The sequence below is a fragment of the Nocardioides sp. N13(2025) genome, from assembly GCF_051912545.1.
GTDB lineage: Bacteria > Actinomycetota > Actinomycetes > Propionibacteriales > Nocardioidaceae > Nocardioides.
On record NZ_CP196809.1, the window covers coordinates 1,282,815 to 1,303,074 of the forward strand.

19 protein-coding genes are annotated in these 20,260 nt (G+C 73.9%); 11 read left to right on the plus strand and 8 right to left on the minus strand.

Translation table 11 applies throughout. The features are described 5' to 3' along the window. Positions 1-57 precede the first annotated feature (57 nt). Complete coding sequence (locus ACS3YM_RS06165) at positions 58-387, plus strand: putative quinol monooxygenase (RefSeq protein ID WP_439939195.1); 330 nt, start codon at positions 58-60, stop codon at positions 385-387. 85 nt (positions 388-472) lie between these two features. Then, positions 473-1,327 (plus strand): universal stress protein, encoded by an 855-nt coding sequence (locus ACS3YM_RS06170; RefSeq protein WP_439939196.1) that lies wholly within the window; start codon positions 473-475, stop codon positions 1,325-1,327. A 12-nt stretch (positions 1,328-1,339) separates the two neighbouring features. Here ACS3YM_RS06170 and ACS3YM_RS06175 read toward each other — a convergent pair whose 3' ends face one another. Continuing rightward, a complete protein-coding gene (locus tag ACS3YM_RS06175) occupies positions 1,340-2,317 on the minus strand; it encodes a zinc-binding dehydrogenase (protein ID WP_439939197.1) in 978 nt (325 codons plus the stop codon). 79 nt (positions 2,318-2,396) lie between these two features. Here ACS3YM_RS06175 and ACS3YM_RS06180 point away from each other — a divergent pair, with 79 nt between their 5' ends. Then, on the plus strand, positions 2,397-2,660 hold the full coding sequence (locus ACS3YM_RS06180; RefSeq protein ID WP_439939198.1) for a DUF3253 domain-containing protein: 264 nt from the start codon (positions 2,397-2,399) through the stop codon (positions 2,658-2,660). 181 nt (positions 2,661-2,841) lie between these two features. Here ACS3YM_RS06180 and ACS3YM_RS06185 read toward each other — a convergent pair whose 3' ends face one another. Continuing rightward, complete coding sequence (locus ACS3YM_RS06185) at positions 2,842-3,816, minus strand: Acg family FMN-binding oxidoreductase (RefSeq protein ID WP_439939199.1); 975 nt, start codon at positions 3,814-3,816, stop codon at positions 2,842-2,844. Between the two features lie 180 nt (positions 3,817-3,996). On the opposite strand from ACS3YM_RS06185, the gene ACS3YM_RS06190 reads away from it, so the two are divergent. The 3 genes from ACS3YM_RS06190 to ACS3YM_RS06200 all read left to right on the plus strand — a co-directional run bounded on the left by ACS3YM_RS06190 (position 3,997) and on the right by ACS3YM_RS06200 (position 6,940). Beyond that, complete coding sequence (locus ACS3YM_RS06190) at positions 3,997-5,703, plus strand: GAF domain-containing sensor histidine kinase (protein ID WP_439939200.1); 1,707 nt, start codon at positions 3,997-3,999, stop codon at positions 5,701-5,703. A 75-nt stretch (positions 5,704-5,778) separates the two neighbouring features. Further along, entirely contained in the window at positions 5,779-6,459 is a 681-nt protein-coding gene (locus tag ACS3YM_RS06195) for a response regulator (protein WP_439939201.1), read from the plus strand. Between the two features lie 238 nt (positions 6,460-6,697). Continuing rightward, positions 6,698-6,940: a hypothetical protein gene (locus ACS3YM_RS06200; RefSeq protein WP_439939202.1), complete on the plus strand. Its 243-nt coding sequence runs from the start codon at positions 6,698-6,700 to the stop codon at positions 6,938-6,940. Between the two features lie 26 nt (positions 6,941-6,966). On the opposite strand, the gene ACS3YM_RS06205 is transcribed toward ACS3YM_RS06200, so the two are convergent. Next, a complete protein-coding gene (locus ACS3YM_RS06205; RefSeq protein WP_439939203.1) occupies positions 6,967-7,194 on the minus strand; it encodes a DUF1918 domain-containing protein in 228 nt (75 codons plus the stop codon). 188 nt (positions 7,195-7,382) lie between these two features. Here ACS3YM_RS06205 and ACS3YM_RS06210 point away from each other — a divergent pair, with 188 nt between their 5' ends. After that, positions 7,383-8,075 (plus strand): response regulator, encoded by a 693-nt coding sequence (locus ACS3YM_RS06210; protein ID WP_439939204.1) that lies wholly within the window; start codon positions 7,383-7,385, stop codon positions 8,073-8,075. 16 nt (positions 8,076-8,091) lie between these two features. On the opposite strand, the gene ACS3YM_RS06215 is transcribed toward ACS3YM_RS06210, so the two are convergent. The 5 genes from ACS3YM_RS06215 to ACS3YM_RS06235 form a co-directional block, all read right to left on the minus strand. Then, on the minus strand, positions 8,092-9,114 hold the full coding sequence (locus tag ACS3YM_RS06215) for a class I fructose-bisphosphate aldolase (RefSeq protein WP_439939205.1): 1,023 nt from the start codon (positions 9,112-9,114) through the stop codon (positions 8,092-8,094). A gap of 36 nt (positions 9,115-9,150) precedes the next feature. Next, a complete protein-coding gene (ppsA, locus tag ACS3YM_RS06220) occupies positions 9,151-11,547 on the minus strand; it encodes a phosphoenolpyruvate synthase (RefSeq protein WP_439939206.1) in 2,397 nt (798 codons plus the stop codon). A 76-nt stretch (positions 11,548-11,623) separates the two neighbouring features. Beyond that, positions 11,624-12,874: an NRAMP family divalent metal transporter gene (locus tag ACS3YM_RS06225; protein ID WP_439939207.1), complete on the minus strand. Its 1,251-nt coding sequence runs from the start codon at positions 12,872-12,874 to the stop codon at positions 11,624-11,626. A gap of 3 nt (positions 12,875-12,877) precedes the next feature. Continuing rightward, entirely contained in the window at positions 12,878-13,744 is an 867-nt protein-coding gene (locus tag ACS3YM_RS06230; RefSeq protein ID WP_439939208.1) for a magnesium transporter MgtE N-terminal domain-containing protein, read from the minus strand. A gap of 3 nt (positions 13,745-13,747) precedes the next feature. Next, positions 13,748-16,468, minus strand: a complete 2,721-nt coding sequence (locus ACS3YM_RS06235) for a cation-translocating P-type ATPase (RefSeq protein ID WP_439939209.1) — start codon at positions 16,466-16,468, stop codon at positions 13,748-13,750. Between the two features lie 106 nt (positions 16,469-16,574). Here ACS3YM_RS06235 and ACS3YM_RS06240 point away from each other — a divergent pair, with 106 nt between their 5' ends. Genes ACS3YM_RS06240 through ACS3YM_RS06255 form a run of 4 tightly spaced genes read left to right on the plus strand, consistent with a single transcriptional unit; the run spans position 16,575 to position 20,228 of the window. Next, positions 16,575-17,462: a universal stress protein gene (locus ACS3YM_RS06240; RefSeq protein ID WP_439939210.1), complete on the plus strand. Its 888-nt coding sequence runs from the start codon at positions 16,575-16,577 to the stop codon at positions 17,460-17,462. Positions 17,463-17,489: 27 nt separating this feature from the next. Continuing rightward, the gene (locus ACS3YM_RS06245) at positions 17,490-18,128 is read left to right on the plus strand and encodes a hypothetical protein (RefSeq protein WP_439939211.1); all 639 of its coding nucleotides are present in this window, start codon (positions 17,490-17,492) and stop codon (positions 18,126-18,128) included. Positions 18,129-18,175: 47 nt separating this feature from the next. Next, positions 18,176-18,976 carry a universal stress protein gene (locus ACS3YM_RS06250; protein WP_439939212.1) on the plus strand — a complete coding sequence of 267 codons (801 nt, stop codon included), beginning with the start codon at positions 18,176-18,178 and terminating at the stop codon, positions 18,974-18,976. A 40-nt stretch (positions 18,977-19,016) separates the two neighbouring features. Then, entirely contained in the window at positions 19,017-20,228 is a 1,212-nt protein-coding gene (locus ACS3YM_RS06255; protein WP_439939213.1) for a glycoside hydrolase family 16 protein, read from the plus strand. Positions 20,229-20,260: the final 32 nt, after the last annotated feature.

The window sequence follows — 20,260 nt, forward strand, 5'->3', positions numbered from 1 at the left end:
GCCTAGGGCCTCCTCGTAGGGTCGGTCGCAGCCGCACACGACCACCGAGGAGACGTCTTGATCTTCATCACCGCCAAGTTCGCCGTCCGTCCCGAGCACGCCGAGGAGTGGCCCGAGATCTCGCGCGCCTTCACCGAGGCCACCCGCGCAGAGGACGGCTGCCTGTGGTTCGACTGGTCGCGCAGCCTCGACGACCCCACCGAGTACGTCCTGGTCGAGGCGTTCCGTGACGGGGACGCCGGCGCGGCGCACGTCGGCTCGGCGCACTTCAAGGCCGCGCAGGCCGAGCTGCCGGCCTACCTCGCCTCGACCCCGAAGATCGTCAGCCAGTCGGTCGACCAGGACGACTGGTCCGAGCTGGGCGAGATGGCGGTCGACCGACCCTGAGACGAGAACGGCAGGGACCCTCGTCCCGGATCCCGGGGGACCTACGCCCCTGACCCGGGCCGGGCCCCGGGGCGAGATTGGGAGCATGACGACGACACTTCCCATCCTGCTGGCCTATGACGGCTCCTCCGACGCCCGGCTCGCGCTGGACTGGGCAGCCGCCGAGGCGCACCGCACCCACGCGCCCGTCCACGTCCTCGCCGTCAACGAGGTCCTGCCGCCCACCTGGGGCGGTGTCGGCGGCATCTACGTCTACGCCGAGAGCTACACCCAGGACAGCTCGGGGATCCTCGAGGAGGCGGCGAAGGCGCTGGCCGACGCGGGGATCACCGCCACGACCACCGAGCAGCGCAGCGGCCACGCGGTCGACGAGCTGCTCCGTGCGGCCGCGTCCGCGTCCGTCCTGGTGGTGGGGAGTCGTGGCCACGGTCGCGCCGGCGAGGCGTTCGTCGGCTCGGCGAGCCAGCACCTGGCGCGCCACGCGACCTGCCCGGTCGTCGTCGTCCGCGAGCCGCGCGACCCCGACGCCACGCGCGTCGTGGTGGGCATCGACGGCTCCCGCACCAGCCTCGGCGCGCTCGAGTACGCCTGCAGGCGGGCCGAGACGACGGGGGAGACCGTCGTCGCCCTCCACGGCTGGAAGGTCAGGGCCCCGTCGACCGACGTGTGGAACGCGGAGGCGCGCAGCGTGGACTCCGACGAGCGCGAGCTGCTGCTGGCCGAGAGCATCGCGGGCGTCCGCGTCGACCACCCCGACGTACGCCTCGAGCAGGAGGTCGTGGCCGTGGCGCCCGACCAGTGCCTGGTGGACGCCTCGGCGAGCGCCTCGCTGCTGGTCGTCGGCTCGCGCGGGCTCGGCTTCTTCAGCGGAATGCTGCTCGGCTCGGTCAGCCAAGCCGTGCTCTCCCGCGCCACCTGCCCGGTGGCCGTGGTGCGCTGACCCCTCGCCCGGTCAGGGGCGCAGCAGGACTTTGCCGCGCCGTCCGGGCGCCTGGTTGGCACGGGCGGCGTCGGCGATGTCCTCGAGGGCGTAGACCTGCTCCACGGGCAGGGTCAGGGCGCCGGACGAGATGCCGGCGACCAGCTCGCCCATGAGCGCGCCGCGCTTCTCGCGCGACATGGCGCCGAAGACCTTGCTGCCCCAGAAGCCCTTGATCACGACCTGCTTGAAGATCACGTCGCCCGACCCGATCTCCAGGGTGGGGGAGGCCATCGCACCGAAGACCACGAGGACGCCGTCCTCGGCCAGCAGCGAGACCACGTCGCCGGCGGCACTGCCGCCGACGGAGTCCACGCCCGCGACGATCGGCGCGTCGCCCACGACCTCGCGCACCCGGTCGCGCCACCCGTCGTCGTCGGTGGCCACGACCTGCTCGATGCCCTGCTCGCGCAGCTCGTCGACGCCCTCGGCGCGGCGGACGAGGCCGAGCACGTGCACCCCGCGCGCCTCGGCGAGCTGGGAGAGGAGGCGGCCGACGGCGCCGTTGGCGGCGTTCTGCACGATCCAGTCGCCCTCGGAGACCTCGAGGAAGTCGAGCAGGGCGATGGCGCTGAACGGCATCGAGACCAGCTGGGCGGCGGCCTCGTCGCTCATCCCCTCGGGCACCGGGACCAGCCCGGCGGCCGGAGCGACGATGAGCTCCGCCCAGGCGCCGAAGCTGCCGCCGGTCGCGACGCGCTGGCCCACCTGGAGGGTGTCGACGCCCGCGCCGAGCGCCTCGACGACACCGACGGCCTCGGTGCCGGCACGGGCCGGCATCTCCGGCTTGAAGCCGTAGCTGCCGCGGGCGGTCCACAGGTCGTGGTTGTGGATGGGGGAGAGCAGGACGCGCACCAGGACCTGGCCGGGGCCGGGCTCCGGGTCGGGGACCTCCTGCACCGAGAGGACCTCGGCCGGGTCGCCGAACCGGGGCTGGACGAGTGCGCGCATGGGACTGCCTTCCGTCGATGTACGTGTGTTCCCATCCTCCAACCCGCCGAGGTCGCGACCTATGCCGCAGACTTGCCACATGAGCGGGAGGTCACAACGCGTCGACGACCTGCTCGAGGCCGCGATCCTCGACCTGCTCGCTCGCCGTGCCGCCTCCGCGACGATCTGCCCGTCCGACGCCGCGCGCGAGGTGGGCGACGACGACTCGTGGCGCGAGCTGATGGATCCGGCGCGCGCCGCAGCCCAGCGGCTCGTGGCGCGCGGGGAGGTGGAGATCACCCAGGGTGGTCACGTGGTCGACCTCGCCACCGCCAAGGGGCCCATCCGCATCCGGCGGCGCTGACAGCCGACCGCCGCAGCGCCGGCACCGGAGCAGGGGAAAGGGACAGCGGCGCAACCCACGGGGGGAGGGCGCGCCGCTGTCCTTGCACCCTCAGCGCCGACCCGGCCACAGGTGTTACGGGTCCGCCGGAAAAGGGTGAACCGGTCTGGACCACCGTCGGTCCGCACCCACGGGGATCGGGTCAGCCGAGCGTGAGGACCTCGTCGAGAGGACGTCGCGGAGTGCGCGCGAGCGGCGTCCGGTTCATCGCCTGCCAGCCGACGCGCGCCAGGACCAGAGGCTCGGCGAGACCACCGAGCACCTCCGCCCGGAAGGCCGCGCGGGTCTGGGCCACCTCGATGACCTGGGAGAGCGGGACGACCGACAGGCCGCCCTGGGTCGCGGCGAGCCACAGGGCGCTCAGGCCCTCGCCGGCCGTCAGCCAGCTCGTGGGGTCGTCGCGGGAGTCGAAGAGGACCACGAGGCCGTCGGACCCGTGCACGTCGTCGTCGAGGTGTCCCGGCGCGGTCTCGAACCGGTGGGCGTACGCGTCGGCGACGACCCCCGAGTCCTCCAGCGCGGCCACCGGGATGCCGTCGACGGCGCCCCGCCCGAGCCACGCCTCCTGCTCGAGGACGGCGGCGCGGTTGTCGCGCTGGATCACGCCCGCGCGGTGCACCAGGCGCTCGGCGAGGAAGCGCTCGGTCACGTCGGAGAGCGCCGTGGCCCGCGCGCCCCACTGGTTCGCCACGGCGGCCAGGTGGTCGAGGCGCTCGTCGGGCACCGGCCAGGAGGTGAAGCGCCGGCGATCGGTGCACCTCAGCTCCACCGCGGCGAGCACGTCGGCACCCTCTCGCGTGGGCGGGGCGGGCGACAGCTCGAGGCGGGCGAGCAGGTCCGGGTCGTCCGGGTCGGGGTGCCGGTCGACGCGCGTCGCCCAGCCCAGCGCGCCGGCGACCACCTGCGCGTGGTGCAGGGCCGCGCCGCAGCTGATGACGAGGTTGCGGCCCTCGGGGTCGGTGGCCGGCAGCCCCCGCGAGCGGTCCGCGTGGAGCTCCAGGGTGCGCGAGGTGGCGCGCCACCGCCACGGCTGGGTGTTGTGCACGCTCGGTGCCCGAAGCGCGCCGGCGACGATGAGCCGGAGGGCCGGGACGGGTACGACGCGGGTGGTGGTCACGACTGCTCCTCCGTGCTGGTCGACGTCAGGTCGAGCGTGCGTCCGGGCGGGTGGAGCGGCACAGGGCCGTTGGTCCCGACCCCCTCGGGCCCGGCTCACCGGTCTTCCACAGGGACGCGGCAGGAACTAACGTGGAGCACGGCATCACGGGGAGGACTGGTGGAGGGCGCGGAGGACGAGGTGACACGGGGGCCCGCGCACGTCCTCGGCGAGGTCGAATTCGACCGGCTGCTGCGCGAGGTGCTCTTCCGGGTGCACGGGGTCCGCGACGAGCCGGCCCGGCAACGGCACCTCCTCGAGGCGGTCGTCGGTGAGGCCTGGGACCTGTCCCTCGACGGGGTCCTGGCCCGGATCCTCTCGGCTGCCAGCTGCCTCGTCGGCGCGAGGTACGGCGCGCTGGGGGTGCTGGCCGACGGCCCCGAGCGTCGACTCCGCACGTTCGTCCACCTCGGCATGGGCGACGAGATCGCCACGCGCATCGGTGACCTCCCCTCGGGCAAGGGCCTCCTCGGCCTGCTCCTCGAGGACCCGCGTCCCCTGCGGCTGCCCGACGTCGCCGCGCACCCCTCGTCGTACGGCTTCCCCTTGCACCACCCGCCGATGACGTCGTTCCTCGGCGTGCCGATCCGCGTCCACGACCGGGTCCTCGGCAGCATGTTCCTGACCGACAAGGGCGACGGCCAGGACTTCACCGAGACCGACGAAGCCCTGGTGGTGGCACTGGCCGACGCTGCCGGGGTGGCCATCGAGAACGTCAACCGCCGCGAGGGCTCTGACCAACGCCAGGCGTGGCTCGCGGCGGCGGCCGAGATCGCGGCGCTGCTGGTGGACGACACCTCCGTCAAGCCGGCCCTCCAGGTCGTGGCGGACCGAGCCCGATCGGTGTCCGGAGCCGACGTGTCCTGGGTGGTGACCGGGTCCGACCCGCAGCACCTGCACCTCGAGGTGGTCTCGGGTGCCCCCCACGACCTGCAGGCGATGCGCGCGCTGCCGATGGAGCACTCCCTGGCGAGCATCGTGGTGAGCACGGGTGAGGCGATCTCCGTCGACGACCTGGCGAGCGACCCCCGCGCGGTCGACCCGTCGACCCTCGAGGGGTGGCCCCGGCTGGGACCCGTCGTGGTGCTGCCCCTGCGGTCCGGCAAGGGAGTGGAGGGGGCGCTGTCCCTCGCGTGGACGCCGGAGCACTCCGACGGCTACCTCCGGCTCGACCCCGCCCTCCCGGCCAGCTTCGCCGAGCACGCGGCGCTGGCCGTGCAGGTGGCCCGCAGCCGCGACGAGCGCCAGCGGCTGACCCTCTACGAGGACCGCGACCGCATCGGCCGCGACCTGCACGACCTCGTCATCCAGCGGCTCTTCGGCGTCGGACTGTCGCTGCAGAGCGCGTCGAACCTGGCGCCGGAGGGGGATCTCAACGCGCGCCTGGAGCAGGCCATCGACGAGATCGACGGCACGATCAAGGACATCCGGCGCACCATCTTCGCGCTGGGCTCCATGGACACCGCGTCCGACGTGCAGAGCCAGATCGAGGGCCTGGTCGACCGGGTGGGCGCCACCATGAAGCTCCGCCCCCAGCTCCTGATCGAGGGCCCGGTCCGCACCGCCGTCGCTCCCCAGCTCGCACCGGACCTCGTGGCTGTGCTGAGCGAGGCGCTGACCAACGTGAGCCGCCACGCCGACGCCTCGCGCGTCGAGGTCGAGGTCACGGTGGACGCAGACTCGGTCGAGGTGCGCGTCTCCGACGACGGCCGGGGGATGGACGCGGACGTGGTCGAGAGCGGGCTCGACAACATGCGCGCGCGGGCGAAGAAGCACGGCGGGGACCTCGTCGTGGAGTCGGAGAGCGGGGTCGGCACCACGCTCGTGTGGCGTGCTCACCTCGACTGACCCGGGACAAAGGTCCCCCATGGGGTCGGACCTACGACCGCACCCCGCGGCGCCTGCGAGGCCCAGACTGGGCACGTGAGCGTCGAACCGGTCGACCCGGCTGTCAGCGTCGAGGAGCCGCGGCGCATCCGCGTCTTCGTCCTCGACGACCACGAGATCGTCCGGCGGGGGATCACCGAGCTGCTCGAGCGGGGCGGGGACATCGTCGTCGTCGGGGAGTCGGGCTCGGCCCGGGAGGCGGCACGCGTCCTGCCCGACCTGCGTCCCGACGTCGCGATCCTCGACGGGCGCCTGCCCGACGGGTCCGGGATCGACGTGTGCCGCGACGTCCGATCGGTCGACCCCGGCATCAAGGCCCTGATCCTGACGTCGTACGACGACGACAACGCGCTGCTCGCCGCCGTCGTGGCCGGCGCCTCGGGCTACCTGCTCAAGCAGGTCCGCGGCAACGACCTCGTCGACAGCGTCCGACGCGTGGCGTCGGGCCAGTCGATGCTCGACCCGGCCATGACGGCCCTGGTGCTGGAGCGGATCCGCAGGTGTCCCGAGGAGCACGACGAGCTCCAGGCGCTCACCCCGCAGCAGAAACGCATCCTCGACCTCGTCGGCGAGGGCCTCACCAACCGTGAGATCGCCCGGCGCATGGTCCTGTCGGAGAAGACGGTCAAGAACTACGTGTCCTCGATGCTCGCGAAGCTCGGCTTCACCAGCCGCACCCAGGCGGCGGTCTTCGCCGCGCGACACTCCGGGGCCTAGCCCCGTTCCCCCGTCCGGGCGGGGAGCGTGACACGGGTCCCGAAAAGTCCGGGACTTTGGTCAGTTGTCGAGCGCGTCGGGGTCGGGTGACATGGGACACGCATCACGGGGGACACCCGGGTGCCCCGTCGAAGGTGACGTGTCCAGCCGTACGCCGTGCCTGGAGTGTCGTGCACCGGGGGGTGATTGACGGGGCTCCCGGTCATCGACGTCATCGCGACCACAGGAGGGGGATCAGATGACCCAGTCGGCGAGGCTGACGAACCAGTCCTTGCGGGAGGCCGCCGACAGGCTGGTCGAGGAGCGGCCCGACCTGCCGCCCGGCTCCGTGCTCCGCTGCTTCTCCAAGTCCGTGCGCGCAGCCCTCCTGGCCCGGTGCCGGCCCAACGACGTGGTGGCCGAGGCCGAGCGCATCACCCGCGAGGTGCTCGCGCAGCGCCTCCCGGGACCGCGCGTGCCGCGGCCGCGGCGAGCCGCCTGAGCGGTCGCCCGGACCGGCCGGACAGGTCAGGGCCCGAAGTCCTGCGGGAAGTGCTGCACCGACGCGTCGGACCCGGGGTAGACGAGCGCCTCGTGCCCGTTGTCGGACCAGCGGACCCAGTAGGGCGGGGTGCCGTCCGGGTTCCTGACGTCGAGGATCTCGCCGTCGCGCGCTGGGCCGTGCAGGCTGCGCACGAGCAGCCGGTCGCCCACCGAGGCGCGGAGGACCCCGTCGTTGCCGCGAGCGCTCTTCATCGGACCTCCTCGGAGTCGGCAGCCGTCCACTGACAAGCCTGTTTCGCGGGCAGCCCGCGCTGCCAGTGCCGTTGGTCCCCTCTCGGTCCAGACGGTCCGCGGCTGATCCCGCAGCAGGGTCGTACGCCCCGGGCAGCGGGGGAGGGACGACCCGGGTCAACGGGCCCGAACAGGCGTACCGTCGAGGTATGTGGGAGGTGGATCCACACGCGGCTCCCGGGAACGACCCGATCACGGTGTTCCTGCTGGACGACCACGAGGTCGTGCGTCGCGGGGTCCGCGCCCTCCTCGAGAGCGAGGGCGACATCAAGGTGATCGGCGAGAGCAGCAGCGCCAGCGAGGCGGCCGCCCGGATCCCGGCGCTGCGCCCGCAGGTCGCCCTGCTCGACAGCCGGCTCTCCGACGGGTCGGGCATCGAGGTGTGCCGCCACGTCCGGTCCGTCGATCCCGGCATCGCGGCCCTGATCCTGACGTCGTACGACGACGACGACGCGCTGTTCGCCGCGATCATGGCGGGAGCGGCGGGCTACGTGCTCAAGCAGGTGCACGGCGCGGACCTGGTCACCGCGGTCCGGCGCGTGGCCGCCGGTCAGTCGATGCTCGACCCGGCCGTCACCGACCGGGTGCTGGCGCGCCTGCGCAGCGGCCCGCACAAGGACCCGCTCACCAAGCACCTGAGCCCCAAGGAGGAGCAGATCCTCGACCTCGTGGGTGAGGGCCTGACCAACCGTCAGATCGCCGAGCGCCTGAACCTGGCGGAGAAGACGGTCAAGAACTACGTCTCCACCCTGCTCGGCAAGCTCGGCGTGGAGAGCCGCACCCAGGCCGCGGTGCTGGCGGCGCGGCGACCGCGCCCGCCGAGCCCCGACGACGACCGGTGAGGCTCGCTGGTGGACCTCAGCGCGCGTCCAGCAGCGTCGGCTCCAGGTCGGCGCTCCACGCGCCCCTCCGGGCCAGGCCGTTCATCCTCGCGCGGCCGAGCAGCGCGGCCTGGGCCGCGGTCCGGTTCTCGGGACGCCCGGCCCAGGCGTCGAGGACCGGTGCCTGCAGGGCCCTGCCGAAGGAGAAGCTGAGCTGCCAGGGCTGCGGCGCGCACCGGTTGAGCGCATCGAGGCGTGCGGTCGCCTCCTGGGGCGACTGACCCCCGGACAGGAACACGATGCCGGGGACGGAGGCGGGGACGGTGTCGCGCAGCACGCCGACCGTGGCCAGGGCGATGTCCCCGTCACCCACCTGCTGTCCCGACTCCGAGCCGGGCAGCACCATGTTGGGCTTGAGGAGGGTGCCGGCCAGGTCCACCCGCTGCCGGGCGAGCTGGTCGTAGACCGCCCGCAGCACCTGGCGCGTGACCTCGGCGCACCGCTCCATCGAGTGGGTCCCGTCCATCAGCACCTCCGGCTCCACGATGGGCACCAGGCCGGTCTCCTGGGCGGCCGCCGCGTAGCGGGCGAGGGCGTGGGCGTTGGCGTCGACGCACCCGGCGGTCGGCCGGTCGGGACCGATGCGGATGACCGCGCGCCACTTGGCGAACGACGCCCCCAGCGCGACGTACTCAGCGAACCGCTCGGAGAGCCCGTCGAGGCCCTGGGTGACCACCTCGTCGGGGAAGCGGGGGAGCGGCGTGGTGCCCCGGTCGACCTTGATGCCGGGGATGATCCCGGCCTCCCGCAGCGCCTGGGCGAAGGGGACGCCCGACGCGTGGTGCTGGCGGATCGTCTCGTCGAACAGGATCACGCCGCTGACGTGCTCGGCGAGGCCGGGTGTCGCGAGGAGCAGCTCGCGGTAGTCGCGCCTGACGTCCTCGGTGGACTCCAGGCCCACCCGCGCCAGGCGCTTGGCCATGGTCGGGGTGCTCTCGTCGGCGGCCAGGACCCCCTTCCCGGCCTCGACCAGGGCGATGGCGGTGGCGTGCAACGACATGGGGTCCTCCTCTGCTGTCGGGTGGTGCCGGCTGGTCTACCTGCCGGCGTCGGTGCCCGTCGCGGCGAGCAGGCGGCTCTCGGCGTCCAGCACGATGCGCGTCGTGCGCAGCACGCTGTCGGGGTTGAGGCTCATCGACTCGATGCCGAGCTCGACGAGGAACTCCGCCATCTCGGGGTAGTCGGACGGCGCCTGTCCGCAGAATCCCGAGTGGATGCCGTTGCGGCGACACCCCTCGACCGCGAGGCGGATCATCTTCATGACGCCCGGGTCCCGCTCGTCGTAGTCGAAGGCCACGAGCTCGCTGTCGCGGTCGACGCCCAGGGTGAGCTGGGTCAGGTCGTTGGACCCGATCGAGAAGCCGTCGAAGCGCTGGGCGAACTCGTCGACCAGCACCACGTTGTTGGGGATCTCGCACATGGCGTAGACCTGCAGCCCGTCCTGCCCGCGCACGAGCCCGAGCTGGGCCATCCGCTCGAGCACGAGGTCGGCCTCGGCGAGGCGGCGTACGAAGGGCAGCATGAGCACGACGTTGGTGAGGCCCATGTCCTCGCGGACGCGGCGCATCGCCGCGCACTCGAGCGCGAAGCCCTCCTCGTAGGCCGGGTGGGCGTAGCGGGAGGCGCCGCGGAAGCCGATCATCGGGTTGTCCTCGTGCGGCTCGAACCACGACCCGCCGAGGAGCCCGGCGTACTCGTTGGTCTTGAAGTCCGACATCCGTACGACGACCGGGCGGGGGTGGAAGGCGGCGGCGATCATGCCGACGCCCTCGGCCAGCCGCCCCACGAAGTGGGCCGCGCCGTCCTGCGCGGGACCGATCAGCGAGGTGATCGCGGCGCGCTCCTCGTCGTCGGACACCCGTTCGGGGTGCAGCAGGGCGAGCGGGTGGGCCTTGATGACCTCGCTGATGACGAACTCGATCCGCGCCAGCCCGACCCCGTCGTTGGGCAGCATCGAGGTCCGCAGGGCCAGCGCGGGGTTGCCGAGGTTGACCATGATCCCCGTCCGGGGGCGCGGGAGGTCGGAGAGGTCGAGACGGTCGACGTGCACGGTCGCGGCGCCCTCGTAGACGTGCCCGGTGTCGCCCTCGGCGCAGGACACGCTCACCTCGGCGCCGTCCACCAGCGCGGTGGTCGCGTCGCCCGTCCCCACCACGGCCGGCAGCCCGAGCTCCCGAGCCACGATGGCCGCGTGGCAGGTGCGCCCGCCGCGCTCGGTCACCACCGCGGCGGCCTGCCCGAGCACCGGCTCCCAGTCGGGGGTGGTGGTCTCGGCCACCAGCACCTCGCCCGGGCGGAACGACGCGAGCTCCGTCGTGCTGCGCACCACGCGGACGCGTCCCGTGGCCACGCGGTCGCCGACCGCGCGGCCGGTGGCCAGGACCAGCCCGTGCTCCTCGACGACGTAGCGCTCCAAGGTCGCCGCCCCGCGGGTCGAGGCCGTCTCCGGGCGCGCCTGGACGATGTAGGTCAGGCCGTCCACGCCGTCCTTGGCCCACTCGATGTCCATGGGGCGGCCGTAGTGGTCCTCGATGGCGATGGCGGCCCCGGCCAGCTCGAGCACCTCGCGGTCGTCGAGGCAGAAGCGGCGACGGTCCTCCTCGGGCGTGGCGACGTTGTGCGGGCCCGGCGTGCCGGTCACCATGCGCACGGCCTTCTCGCCCAGCCGCCGCTGGAGGACGGCCCGGTGCCCCTTCCGGTAGGTGGGCTTGTGGACGTAGAACTCGTCGGGCTCGACGGCGCCCTGCACGACGTTCTCGCCCAGGCCCCACGAGGCGCTGATGAGGACGACGTCGGGGTGCGCCGTCTCGGTGTCGATCGTGAACATCACGCCGGAGCTGGCGAGGTCCGCGCGCACCATCTTCATCACGCCGACCGAGAGGCCGACGGACAGGTGGTCGTAGCCGTGCCGGTGCCGGTAGTGCACGCCGCGGGCGGTGAAGAGGCTGGCGAAGCACTGGCTCACCGAGGAGAGGAGGTCGTCCTCGTGGACGTCGAGGAAGCTGGCGTGCTGGCCCGCGAAGCTGGCCTCGGGGAGGTCCTCGGCGGTGGCGCTGCTGCGTACGGCGAGGGTGAGGCCCGGGCCGTACGTGCGGCGCAGCCGGTCGAGCGCCGGCGCGATCTCGTCGCGCAGGCGCGGCGGCACCCCCGCGTCCAGCACGACCTGGCGCGCACGCGCCGCCCGGGCCTCCAGGTCGTCCACGTCGTCCGGGTCCAGCCCCGCGAGGGCCGCCTCGAGAGCCGGCCACGCCCCGGCCTCCTCGAGCGCGTAGCGGTAGGCCGCGGCGGTCACGGCGAACCCGTGGGGGACGCGGACCCCGGCGGAGGTGAGGTGGCGGTGCAGCTCACCCAGCGAGGCGTTCTTGCCGCCCACGAGGGGGACGTCGGCCAGGGTGATCTCGGCGAGGTCGAGCACGAACGGCGAAGTGTCCATGCCGCGAGCATCTGCCCGTGGCTCCGACGCCGGACACGGCCGTCGGTCCCGACGCTCCGGGACCTGGGACCCGAGGTCAGGTGAGACCGAGGACGAGCAGGGCCGTCACGCAGAGGGTGATGAACCCGATGGTGGCGAGGTAGACGGCTCCGGCTGCGCGGGGCGCTGCGTGCCCGCCCATGACGTCGTCGTCGCGGGAGAGGAGGTACATGAGGACGAGGAGCGGCACCAGCAGCACCGCGTTGAGGACCTGGGTCAGCACCAGGAGCGGCACCAGCGGCACGCCGGGCAGGAGCACCCCGACGGCGGCCGCGCCGGCGACGAGCACGAAGGTCGAGTAGAAGAGGGGCGCACGCCGGAACCCGTCGTCGAGCGCGCCCTCGTGCCCGGTGAACTCGCAGACCGAGTAGGCCGTCGACAGCGGCAGGACCGCGGCTGCCAGGAAGGCGGCCCCGATGAGGCCGACGCCGAAGAGGAGCCCGGCGAACCGCCCGGCCAGCGGCTCCAGGGCCCGGGCGGCGTCGGCCGCCGACGCGATGCCGACCCCTTCGGCGTGGAGGGTCTCGGCACAGGTGACGACCACGAAGAAGCCGATGACGCCGGTGAGGACCGACCCGGTCACCACGTCGGCCCGCTCGTAGGGGAGGTCCTCCGGCGTCAGCTTCTTGTCCACCGCGTAGGACTGGATGAAGCTCAGGCCCCACGGCGCCAGCGTGGTGCCCACCGTCGCCACCACCACCAGCAGCGCGTCCCGGTCCAGCGGCGCGGTGGGCAGCAGCAGCCCGCGGGTCGCCCGGCCCCAGTCCGGGCCGACGACGAGGCCGGCCGCGACGTACGCCAGGAAGACGGCCGCGAGCGCCATGAGGAGGTGCTCCACGCGGTGGAAGCGCCCGCGGAGGACGAGGACCGACACGAGGACCACCGCGATCGGCACCGAGACGTAGCGCGAGACCCCGAACAGCTCGAAGCCGGCGGCCACCCCGGCGAGCTCGGCGCACGCCGTGCCGAGGTTGGCCGCCACCAGCACGACGAGGGCGAGGCCGCCGGTCCGGACGCCGTAGCGGTCCCGGACCAGGCCGAGCAGCCCCTGGCCGGTCGCGACACCCATCCGCGCGGCGAGGTCGTGGAAGAGCACCAGGGCGATCGTCGACAGGAGCAGCACCCACAGCAGCTGGTAGCCGTAGTCGGCGCCCAGCACGGAGTACGTCGTGATGCCGGCCGGGTCGTCGTCGGACAACCCGGCGAGCAGGCCGGGGCCGACCACCGCGACGAGGGTGGCCAGGCGAGCACGTCGCGCGGTCCGGGGGCGGTCGTCGAGGGTCGCCACGGCTCACCCCTCCGGAGGTCGGTGCAGCCGCCAGCCCGCGGTGCGCCGGTAGCGCCGGTGGTCCGCGGGGGAGGTGGATCGCCCCAGGCTCGTGATCGTGCGAGCGTGCTCGTCGCTCGCGTGCGCCACGAGCCGCGCGCGCTCGTCGCTGCTCAGCGCGTGCACGAGGCGGCGCCCGGCGTGCGGGTGGCTGTGGTGGATGGCCGCGGCCGCGTGGGCCGGGTCGACCGCCCGGAGGACGTCCCTCGCCCGGGAAGCGCTCAGCCTGGTGAGCAGCTCGGCGAGCCCGTGCGGGTCGAGCCTGCGGAAGCCGGCCTGGTCCGTCGTCAGCTGGACCGCGTGGCCGCGGGTCGAGGTGAGGTGGAGGTGCCGCCACTCCACCGCGACCACCGACCGGCCGGCCAGTGGACCGAGGCCGAGGCGGCGGAGCAGCCCGGCGGTGCCCAGGTCGACGGCGACCACCTCGAGGTGCCCGTCCCCGTCGCCCTCGCGCGTGTGTTCCAGCAGCACGTCGGAGACCCGTGACAGGTGGTGCCCGAGCAGGTCGACGACCTGCGTGTCCATCACGTCACGGGCGAGCAGCACCTCGTCCGCCTCGAGGGGCGGGCGGCGGGTTTCGGTGCGAAGAGCGGCGACGTCGACGCCGACCCGCACCACCCACCCGTCCTGGCCGTCCGCCACCCGCTCCAGGTCCCGCGCAGGCACGAGGTAGCCGCTCGCCCGACCGGCCTCCACGAGCAGCCGCCGGACGGGCGCGCGGTCGGGGCCCAGCGCGACGGTCATGTCGACCACGCGGCCCAGTGCGCGGCCGTCGTACGCCGTGACGCGTCGACCGATCTCGTGCGAGAGCAGGGTGCCCGGGTGGTCCACGGCTCAGCCCGCTTCGGCCCGACGCCTGCGCCAGCGCCACGCCTCGTCCGCTCCCCAGACGACGACGGGCAGCGGGAGGAGCGCGAGCAGCGCCCAGCTCTCCGGGACGCTGGTGCCGAACGCGCTCTGGAGCACCGGCACGGTCACCACCGCCGCCGCGAACGCCACCTCGAAGGCGATGCCCCAGAGGAGCAGCGGGTTGGCCAGCACGCCGACCCGGGCCAAGGAGGACCGCTCGGTCCTTGCGGCCATCGCGGTCCCGACCTGACAGCTGACGATCGCGAGGAAGGTCATGGTCGTCGCCTGGCGCCAGACCTCGTGCAGCGGCCCGGAGTCGACGGCGGCGCCCGGCGTCCATCCGCCCTCGACCAGCGTGAGCAGGAACAACGCGGTCACGAGGACTGCGGAGACCCCGCCGAGCAGCCCCCACGACCGGGCCAGCATCGGGCCGTCGATCACCCGCGCGCCCCGGCGGCGCGGCGGGCGGTCCATCAGGTCCGGCTCGGGCGGCTCCCGGCCGAGCGCGAGCGCCGGCAGCGTCTCGGTGCCGAGGTCGATCGCGAGGATCTGCATCACGGTCAGGGGAAGGGGGATCGCGCCGCCCGACAGCGCGTAGAGGAGGAACGGCACGACCTCGGGCGTCGCGTGCGCGAAGATGTAGACGATGAACTTGCGCACGTTGTCGTAGACCTGGCGACCGGCCTGCACCGCGCTGACGATGGTGGCGAAGTTGTCGTCGGTCAGCACCATCGTCGCGGCCTCGCGGGCCACGTCGGTCCCCGACCGGCCCATGGCGACGCCGATGTCGGCGCGGCGGAGGGCGGGCGCGTCGTTGACCCCGTCCCCGGTCATCGCCACCACGAGCCCCATGTCCTGCAGGGCGTGCGCGATCCGCATCTTCGCCTCGGGGGAGCTGCGGGCGAACACCACCTCCTCGCCGCCGGCCAGGATCGCGTCGAGCTGGTCCTCGGGCATCGCGTCGAGCTCGGCGCCGTTGACCACCCGCAGCCCACCGCGGCCGATGCCCACTCGTTCGGCGATCCTCCGGGCCGTCAGCGCGTGGTCGCCGGTGACCATCATCAGCCGGATGCCGGCGGACTGGCAGCGCGCCACGGCCGCCGCGACCTCGGGCCGGGGCGGGTCGAGCATGCCGACGATGCCGAGCAGGGTGAGGTCACGCTCCACCTCGTCGCGGACCAGCCCGGCCGCGTTGCCCGGGGCCAGGTGGCGCGCGGCGACGGCCAGCACGCGGAGCCCCTCGTCGGCCCAGTCCGCGACGAGCCGCTCGAGCCTCGACCGCTCGGCCACGTCGAGGGAGCACCGGGGGAGCACGTCCTCCGGCGCCCCCTTGGTGCTCACGACCAGCGGGGCGTCAGCGCCGTCCCCGACGCGGTCGACGGTGGTCATCCGGCGCAGGGCGGGGTCGAAGTGGAACTGCAGGACGCGGGTGTCATGACCATCCGGCAGCGGCGAGCCGAGACGGGTGGCCAGGTGCAGGAGGGCGAGCTCGGTGGGGTCGCCGGTCTCACCGTCCGGCCCGATGGCAGCGTTGTTGCACGCGACCGCGGCCGCGGCGAGCCGCAGCCAGGGCGACGAGGGCGACGGGGGTGGCACCGCGACGGGGACGTCGTCGTCGTCGAGGGCGAGGACGACGCCGTCCGCCCAGACACGTACGGCCCGCATCCGGTTGAGCGTCAGGGTGCCGGTCTTGTCGGTGCAGATCACCTCGGTCGAGCCGAGCGTCTCCACTGCCGAGATCCGCTTGACCAGCGCCCCCTGCCGGGCGAGCAGCCGCACGCCGACGGCGAGCGCGAGGGTGATCGTGGGCAGCAGTCCCTCGGGCACGTTGGCCACGAGGAGGCCGATCGCGAAGCTCATCGTGTCGGTGAGGGACAGCCCCGCGGCGAGGGTGCCCAGCGGGATGAACGCCAGTCCGGTGCCCACCGCGACGAAGGCGATCAGCCGGGCGACCCGCGTGACCTGGCGCTCCAGCGGGCTCGGCTCGGGCTCGACCCGCTGCGAGAGCGAGGCGATGCGACCCAGCTCGGTGCGCATCCCGGTCGCGTGCACCACGGCCGTGCACTCGCCGCCGGTGCACACCGTCCCGCTGAAGAGGAGGTCGCTGGCCTGGAGCAGCGGCTCGGTAGTGGGTCCCGCGAGCATCGACCGCAGCACGGGGAGCGACTCGCCGGTCAGCGCGGACAGGTCCATCTCGACGACCCCGCCGAGGAGGCGGGCGTCCGCACAGACGCGGTCGCCCTCCGCGACGAGCAGCACGTCACCCGGCACGACCTCGGTGGCGTCGACCTGCTGCGGGCGGCCGTCGCGCAGCACCCGCGCCTGCTGCGGGAGGTAGGCCGACAACGCCTCCACCGCCCGCTCGGCGTGCCGCTCCTGCACGAAGGCGAAGAGGGCGTTCACCCAGATCACGACCACGATCGCGATCATCAGCGGCGTGGTGCCGGACACCTGCGCCAGCGCTGCCGCGAGCCACAGCAGGAGGGCCAGCGGATGGACGAGCTGCCGCCCGAGCTCCCACACCCAGCTGCGCCCACGGCGTACGACGAGCAGGTTGGGGCCCTCGCTGACCAACCGTCGTGCGGCCTCGCGGCCGGTGAGCCCGTCGCGACGGCTGCGGAGGTCGCGCAGCAGCCGGTCGAGCGCCTCCTCCGGGTCGATGCGCGCAGGGACCTCGACGAGGTGCTCCTGAGGCAGCTGGTCCATCTCTCCATGTGAGCCCCTGGCGGGGTCGACGAGCAGGGACCATCGTCCCGAGCACCCGGGCCCTTGGCCCGTGCCAGGCGTCCTCCGGGGCCACAAGACTGGTGACATGCTCAGGAGACTGGATCCGGACCTCGTGCGAGGAACGGTGGTCATCGCCGTCGACGGGTCGGACCACGCCGAGCGGGCGCTGCGCTGGGCCGCCGACCAGGCCGCGCTGGAGCACCGCCGCCTCGTGGTCGTCGCCGTGGGCGAGACCGCCGCCGGAGCGCTCGACCCGGCCGAGGCGTCGGCGCGCTCGTGGCACCCCGAGCTGATCGTCCGGAGCGCGCTGGCGGCGGGCGACCCCCGCGAGGTGCTGATCGACGCCTCGAGGCACGCCCACCTGCTCGTGCTCGGGTCACGGGGCCGCGGGGCGTTCACGTCGGTGCTGCTCGGCTCGGTGAGCGCCGCGGTGAGTGCCGAGGCGGCCTGCCCGGTCGTCGTCTGCCGCCCCCCGGACGAACGCCCGACGCGGACCGGAGTGGTCGTGGGGGCTGACGGCACGCCCGAGTCGCTGCCGGTGATCGAGTTCGCCTACCGCCAGGCCTACCTGCGCGGGCTGCCCCTCACGGTGCTCCACTCCTTCTTCGACGCCGCCGCCGCCGTGGCCCAGTACAGGGTGGCCCGCGGCCTCCCGGCGGACGGCGCCGAGCTCGACGAGCTGCGCGCCGGTCTCGCGGAGTCGGTGGCCGGGCTCGCCGAGGAATACCCCGGCGTCGACGTCACCCTCACCCTGGAGCACGGCTTCGCCGACCAGGCCCTCAGCCCGCGGCACGACGGGTGGGACATGGTCGTCGTGGGACGCCACCCCCTGACGTCGCTGTCCCGGGTGCTCACCGGCTCGCTCGCCACGGCCGTCGTCGAGCGGTCGCACGCCACAGTGGCGGTCGTCCCCGAGATGGAGGCCCGCCGCCCGGAGGCCGCGCCCCGTCACTCCGCCCGGGTCCCCGGCTAGCCGCCGGCTCCGACAGGGAGGGACACCGTGGAGGTCTACCGCTTCGTGTGGATCGTCTCGACGGCGACCGTGATGGGCTCCGCGATCGTGTACGACGTCGCGACCGGCGGCCTGCTGCGCCTGGCCGTGTTCGGGCCGGGACTGGCCGTCTTCGGGGCCCTCCTCACCTACGCGTTCGTCGAGGACCGCACGGACCGCGGCACGTGGACCCGACGGGCCTTCGTGTGGTCGGGTCTCGCCGCGGTGGCGGCGGACGCCCTCGTGGCGTTGTGGGGCGGGATCGGGCTGCTCGTGGGCGTGGCCATGGCCTGCACGTCGCCGGTCGTCCTCGGCCTGGGGCGCCTGCTGCTCCTGCGGTCCTCCCGGCGCACGAGCGGCCCGCCGGAGAGCCTGAGCACGCGTGAGCTGCTGCGCCGCTGGGAGTGGACGACCGCCGAGGTGCGGCGCGCGAGCACCCCTGTGCCGAGGAGGCTGGTGCTCGTGGAGGAGCGACGGCGGTTGCTCGACGAGCTGCAGGACCGCGATCCCGCGCACTTCGACAGCTGGCTGGTCTCGGCGGTGCCCGGGCGCCCGCCCCGGCACGGCCGGTCCCGGGCCCCAGGTCCCGGACCGGGGGGTCCGTCCGGCCCTGCCCGCCGGGAGAGGCGTGCCCGACGCTGGGGATGACCAGGCGCGCCCCGGCGCGGCACGAGAGAGCCCGGAAGGCCGAGATGATGTCGAAGACCGAACCGTGCGTCGCTCCGGCGAGGGGCGTGGTCGTGGGCGTGGACGGCTCGGCCGCCAGCCTCGACGCCCTGCGCTGGGCCAGGCGCGAGGCGCGCCGACTCGGGACGGCGGTCGACGTCGTACGTGTCGAGCACGGCCACGTGGTCGAGTCCCTGGTGGCGGCCGGTGACGAGGGCTCGGTCCTCGTCGTGGGGAGCGACCGGCGGCAGCTGCCCCTGCGGCTGATGACCGGCAACGTCTCGACCGGCGTGGCAGCACGCTGCTCGGTGCCCGTGGTGTCGGTGCCCGAGACCTGGCGGCCGGGCCGGGCCGAGGGGGTCGTCCTGGCCGGGGTCAAGCACCCGCACCACTCCCAGGGGCTGATGGCCGAGGCGTTCTCGGTCGCCCTGCAGCGTGGCAGGCGCCTCGTGGTGCTGCATGCGTCCCGCTTCCCCTACCGCTACGACGTCGACCTCGCCTCCGGCCGGGCCGCCCTGCGGGAGTGGGAGGAGCGAGCGCGACACGAGCTCGAGGACCTCCTCGCGCCCTGGCAGCAGCGGGTGCCGGAGGTCGACGTCGAGATGCGCGTCGTGCACGACCAGGCCGCCCACGCGCTCGTGACGGCGTCGGCGGGGGCCGACGAGCTGCTGGTCGTGCGTCGCTCCCTCGACGTCCCGACAGCAGCCCACCTCGGCCTGACCGCCCGCACCGTCCTGCTGCACGCTCCCTGCCCCGTGCGCGTGGTGCCGGACGCCCACGTGCCGGTCTCGCCCGTACGCCGCCTCGAGCTGGCAGGCGCCGCCTCCTGACGCTCGACAACCAGACGGCCGCGGGCCGCGTCCCACGCACGTGCACCCTCGACGACTCCTCACGTGCGGCCTGCTCGCGCTGCTCGCGCCCGCGTCCCTGCTCGGCTGGTCCGAGCCCGGTTCGGCCACCAGCTCGGCCAGCTCCCTCGACGAGCCGCCCGCGAGCGTCGCGGTGCGCCGCGCCGCCGGGCAGCGGGTCCGGCTGGAGGCGCTGCCCCGGATCGTGCAGCACGGCGCGCGGGTCGCCGATCCCGACGACGCGAGGGCGGCGATCACGGCCACCCTGCGCCCGGTGCGGGCGGGGCGTCGGGTCCAGCTCCAGGTCCAGCGCGACGCGGGATGGGTCGGCGTCGTCACGACCCGGCAGGACGGGCGCGGCCGTGCGCAGTTCGCCTGGTCCGCGGCGGAGGACGGCCAGCCCCTGACGTACCGGGTGCGGGTCATGAGGTCCCGCGGTCTTCCTGCGCTCACGAGCGGCACGGTGAGCGCGGCGCGCTGGCTCGAGCCGACGTGGACCGACGAGTTCTCCGGAGCCCACCTGCGCGAGGCGTGGAGCCACCGCGGGCGCGACTACGTCCACGGGAGTCGTCGCTCGTGCTCCAAGGGCGACCCCAGCGCCGTCAGCGTCGACGGCGGCGCGGTGCGGCTCAGCGTCGTCAAGGACCCCGCCGCCACCTCGACGTGCCGCATCCGCGGACGCGACGCGGTGCCGGGCCGCTACGCCTACCGACTCAACGGGCACATCGGCACCCAGCACGCGTTCTCCTTCCGCTACGGCGTCGCGGCGGCACGCGTGAAGTTCCACCCGAAGCGCGGCCAGCACGGGGCCTTCTGGATGCAGCCGACCGGCGGCATGTATCCCGGTGCCCTCGGCAGCGAGATCGACGTCGTCGAGTACTTCGGCGACCGCCACCCGCAGGGCGGGCTGGCCACCTTCACGCACCGCTACGACGGGCGGCGCCGGGTCACGTCAGGGGGATGGGTCCCGAACTCGTCGTCGTACCTCGCGAGCAGGCGTGACGGCTGGTCGAAGAACTACCACGTCTTCTCGGTGCAGTGGACGCCGCGCACGCTCGTCTTCCGCATCGACGGCAAGGAGACCGCGCGGATGACCGGCGGCGTCTCCGCGGAGCGCCAGTTCCTCATCCTCAGCCTGATCGCCGCGGACTACGAGATCCCGAAGATCAAGGGGCGGCACCTGCCCCAGCACATGTACGTCGACTGGGTGCGGGTGTGGGAGACCGGCGGCTGACGTCCGTGACCGGGCGTGCTCGACGTCCCTAC

Bases quoted from the DNA above. Each gene is read 5' to 3' on its own strand.
- ACS3YM_RS06170 (WP_439939196.1), top strand. From the start codon at position 473: ATGACGACGACACTTCCCATCCTGCTGGCCTATGACGGCTCCTCCGAC.
- ACS3YM_RS06175 (WP_439939197.1), bottom strand. From the start codon at position 2,317: ATGCGCGCACTCGTCCAGCCCCGGTTCGGCGACCCGGCCGAGGTCCTC.
- ACS3YM_RS06180 (WP_439939198.1), top strand. From the start codon at position 2,397: ATGAGCGGGAGGTCACAACGCGTCGACGACCTGCTCGAGGCCGCGATC.
- ACS3YM_RS06200 (WP_439939202.1), top strand. From the start codon at position 6,698: ATGACCCAGTCGGCGAGGCTGACGAACCAGTCCTTGCGGGAGGCCGCC.
- ACS3YM_RS06205 (WP_439939203.1), bottom strand. From the start codon at position 7,194: ATGAAGAGCGCTCGCGGCAACGACGGGGTCCTCCGCGCCTCGGTGGGC.
- ACS3YM_RS06210 (WP_439939204.1), top strand. From the start codon at position 7,383: ATGTGGGAGGTGGATCCACACGCGGCTCCCGGGAACGACCCGATCACG.
- ACS3YM_RS06215 (WP_439939205.1), bottom strand. From the start codon at position 9,114: ATGTCGTTGCACGCCACCGCCATCGCCCTGGTCGAGGCCGGGAAGGGG.
- ppsA (WP_439939206.1), bottom strand. From the start codon at position 11,547: ATGGACACTTCGCCGTTCGTGCTCGACCTCGCCGAGATCACCCTGGCC.
- ACS3YM_RS06235 (WP_439939209.1), bottom strand. From the start codon at position 16,468: ATGGACCAGCTGCCTCAGGAGCACCTCGTCGAGGTCCCTGCGCGCATC.
- ACS3YM_RS06240 (WP_439939210.1), top strand. From the start codon at position 16,575: ATGCTCAGGAGACTGGATCCGGACCTCGTGCGAGGAACGGTGGTCATC.
- ACS3YM_RS06250 (WP_439939212.1), top strand. From the start codon at position 18,176: ATGTCGAAGACCGAACCGTGCGTCGCTCCGGCGAGGGGCGTGGTCGTG.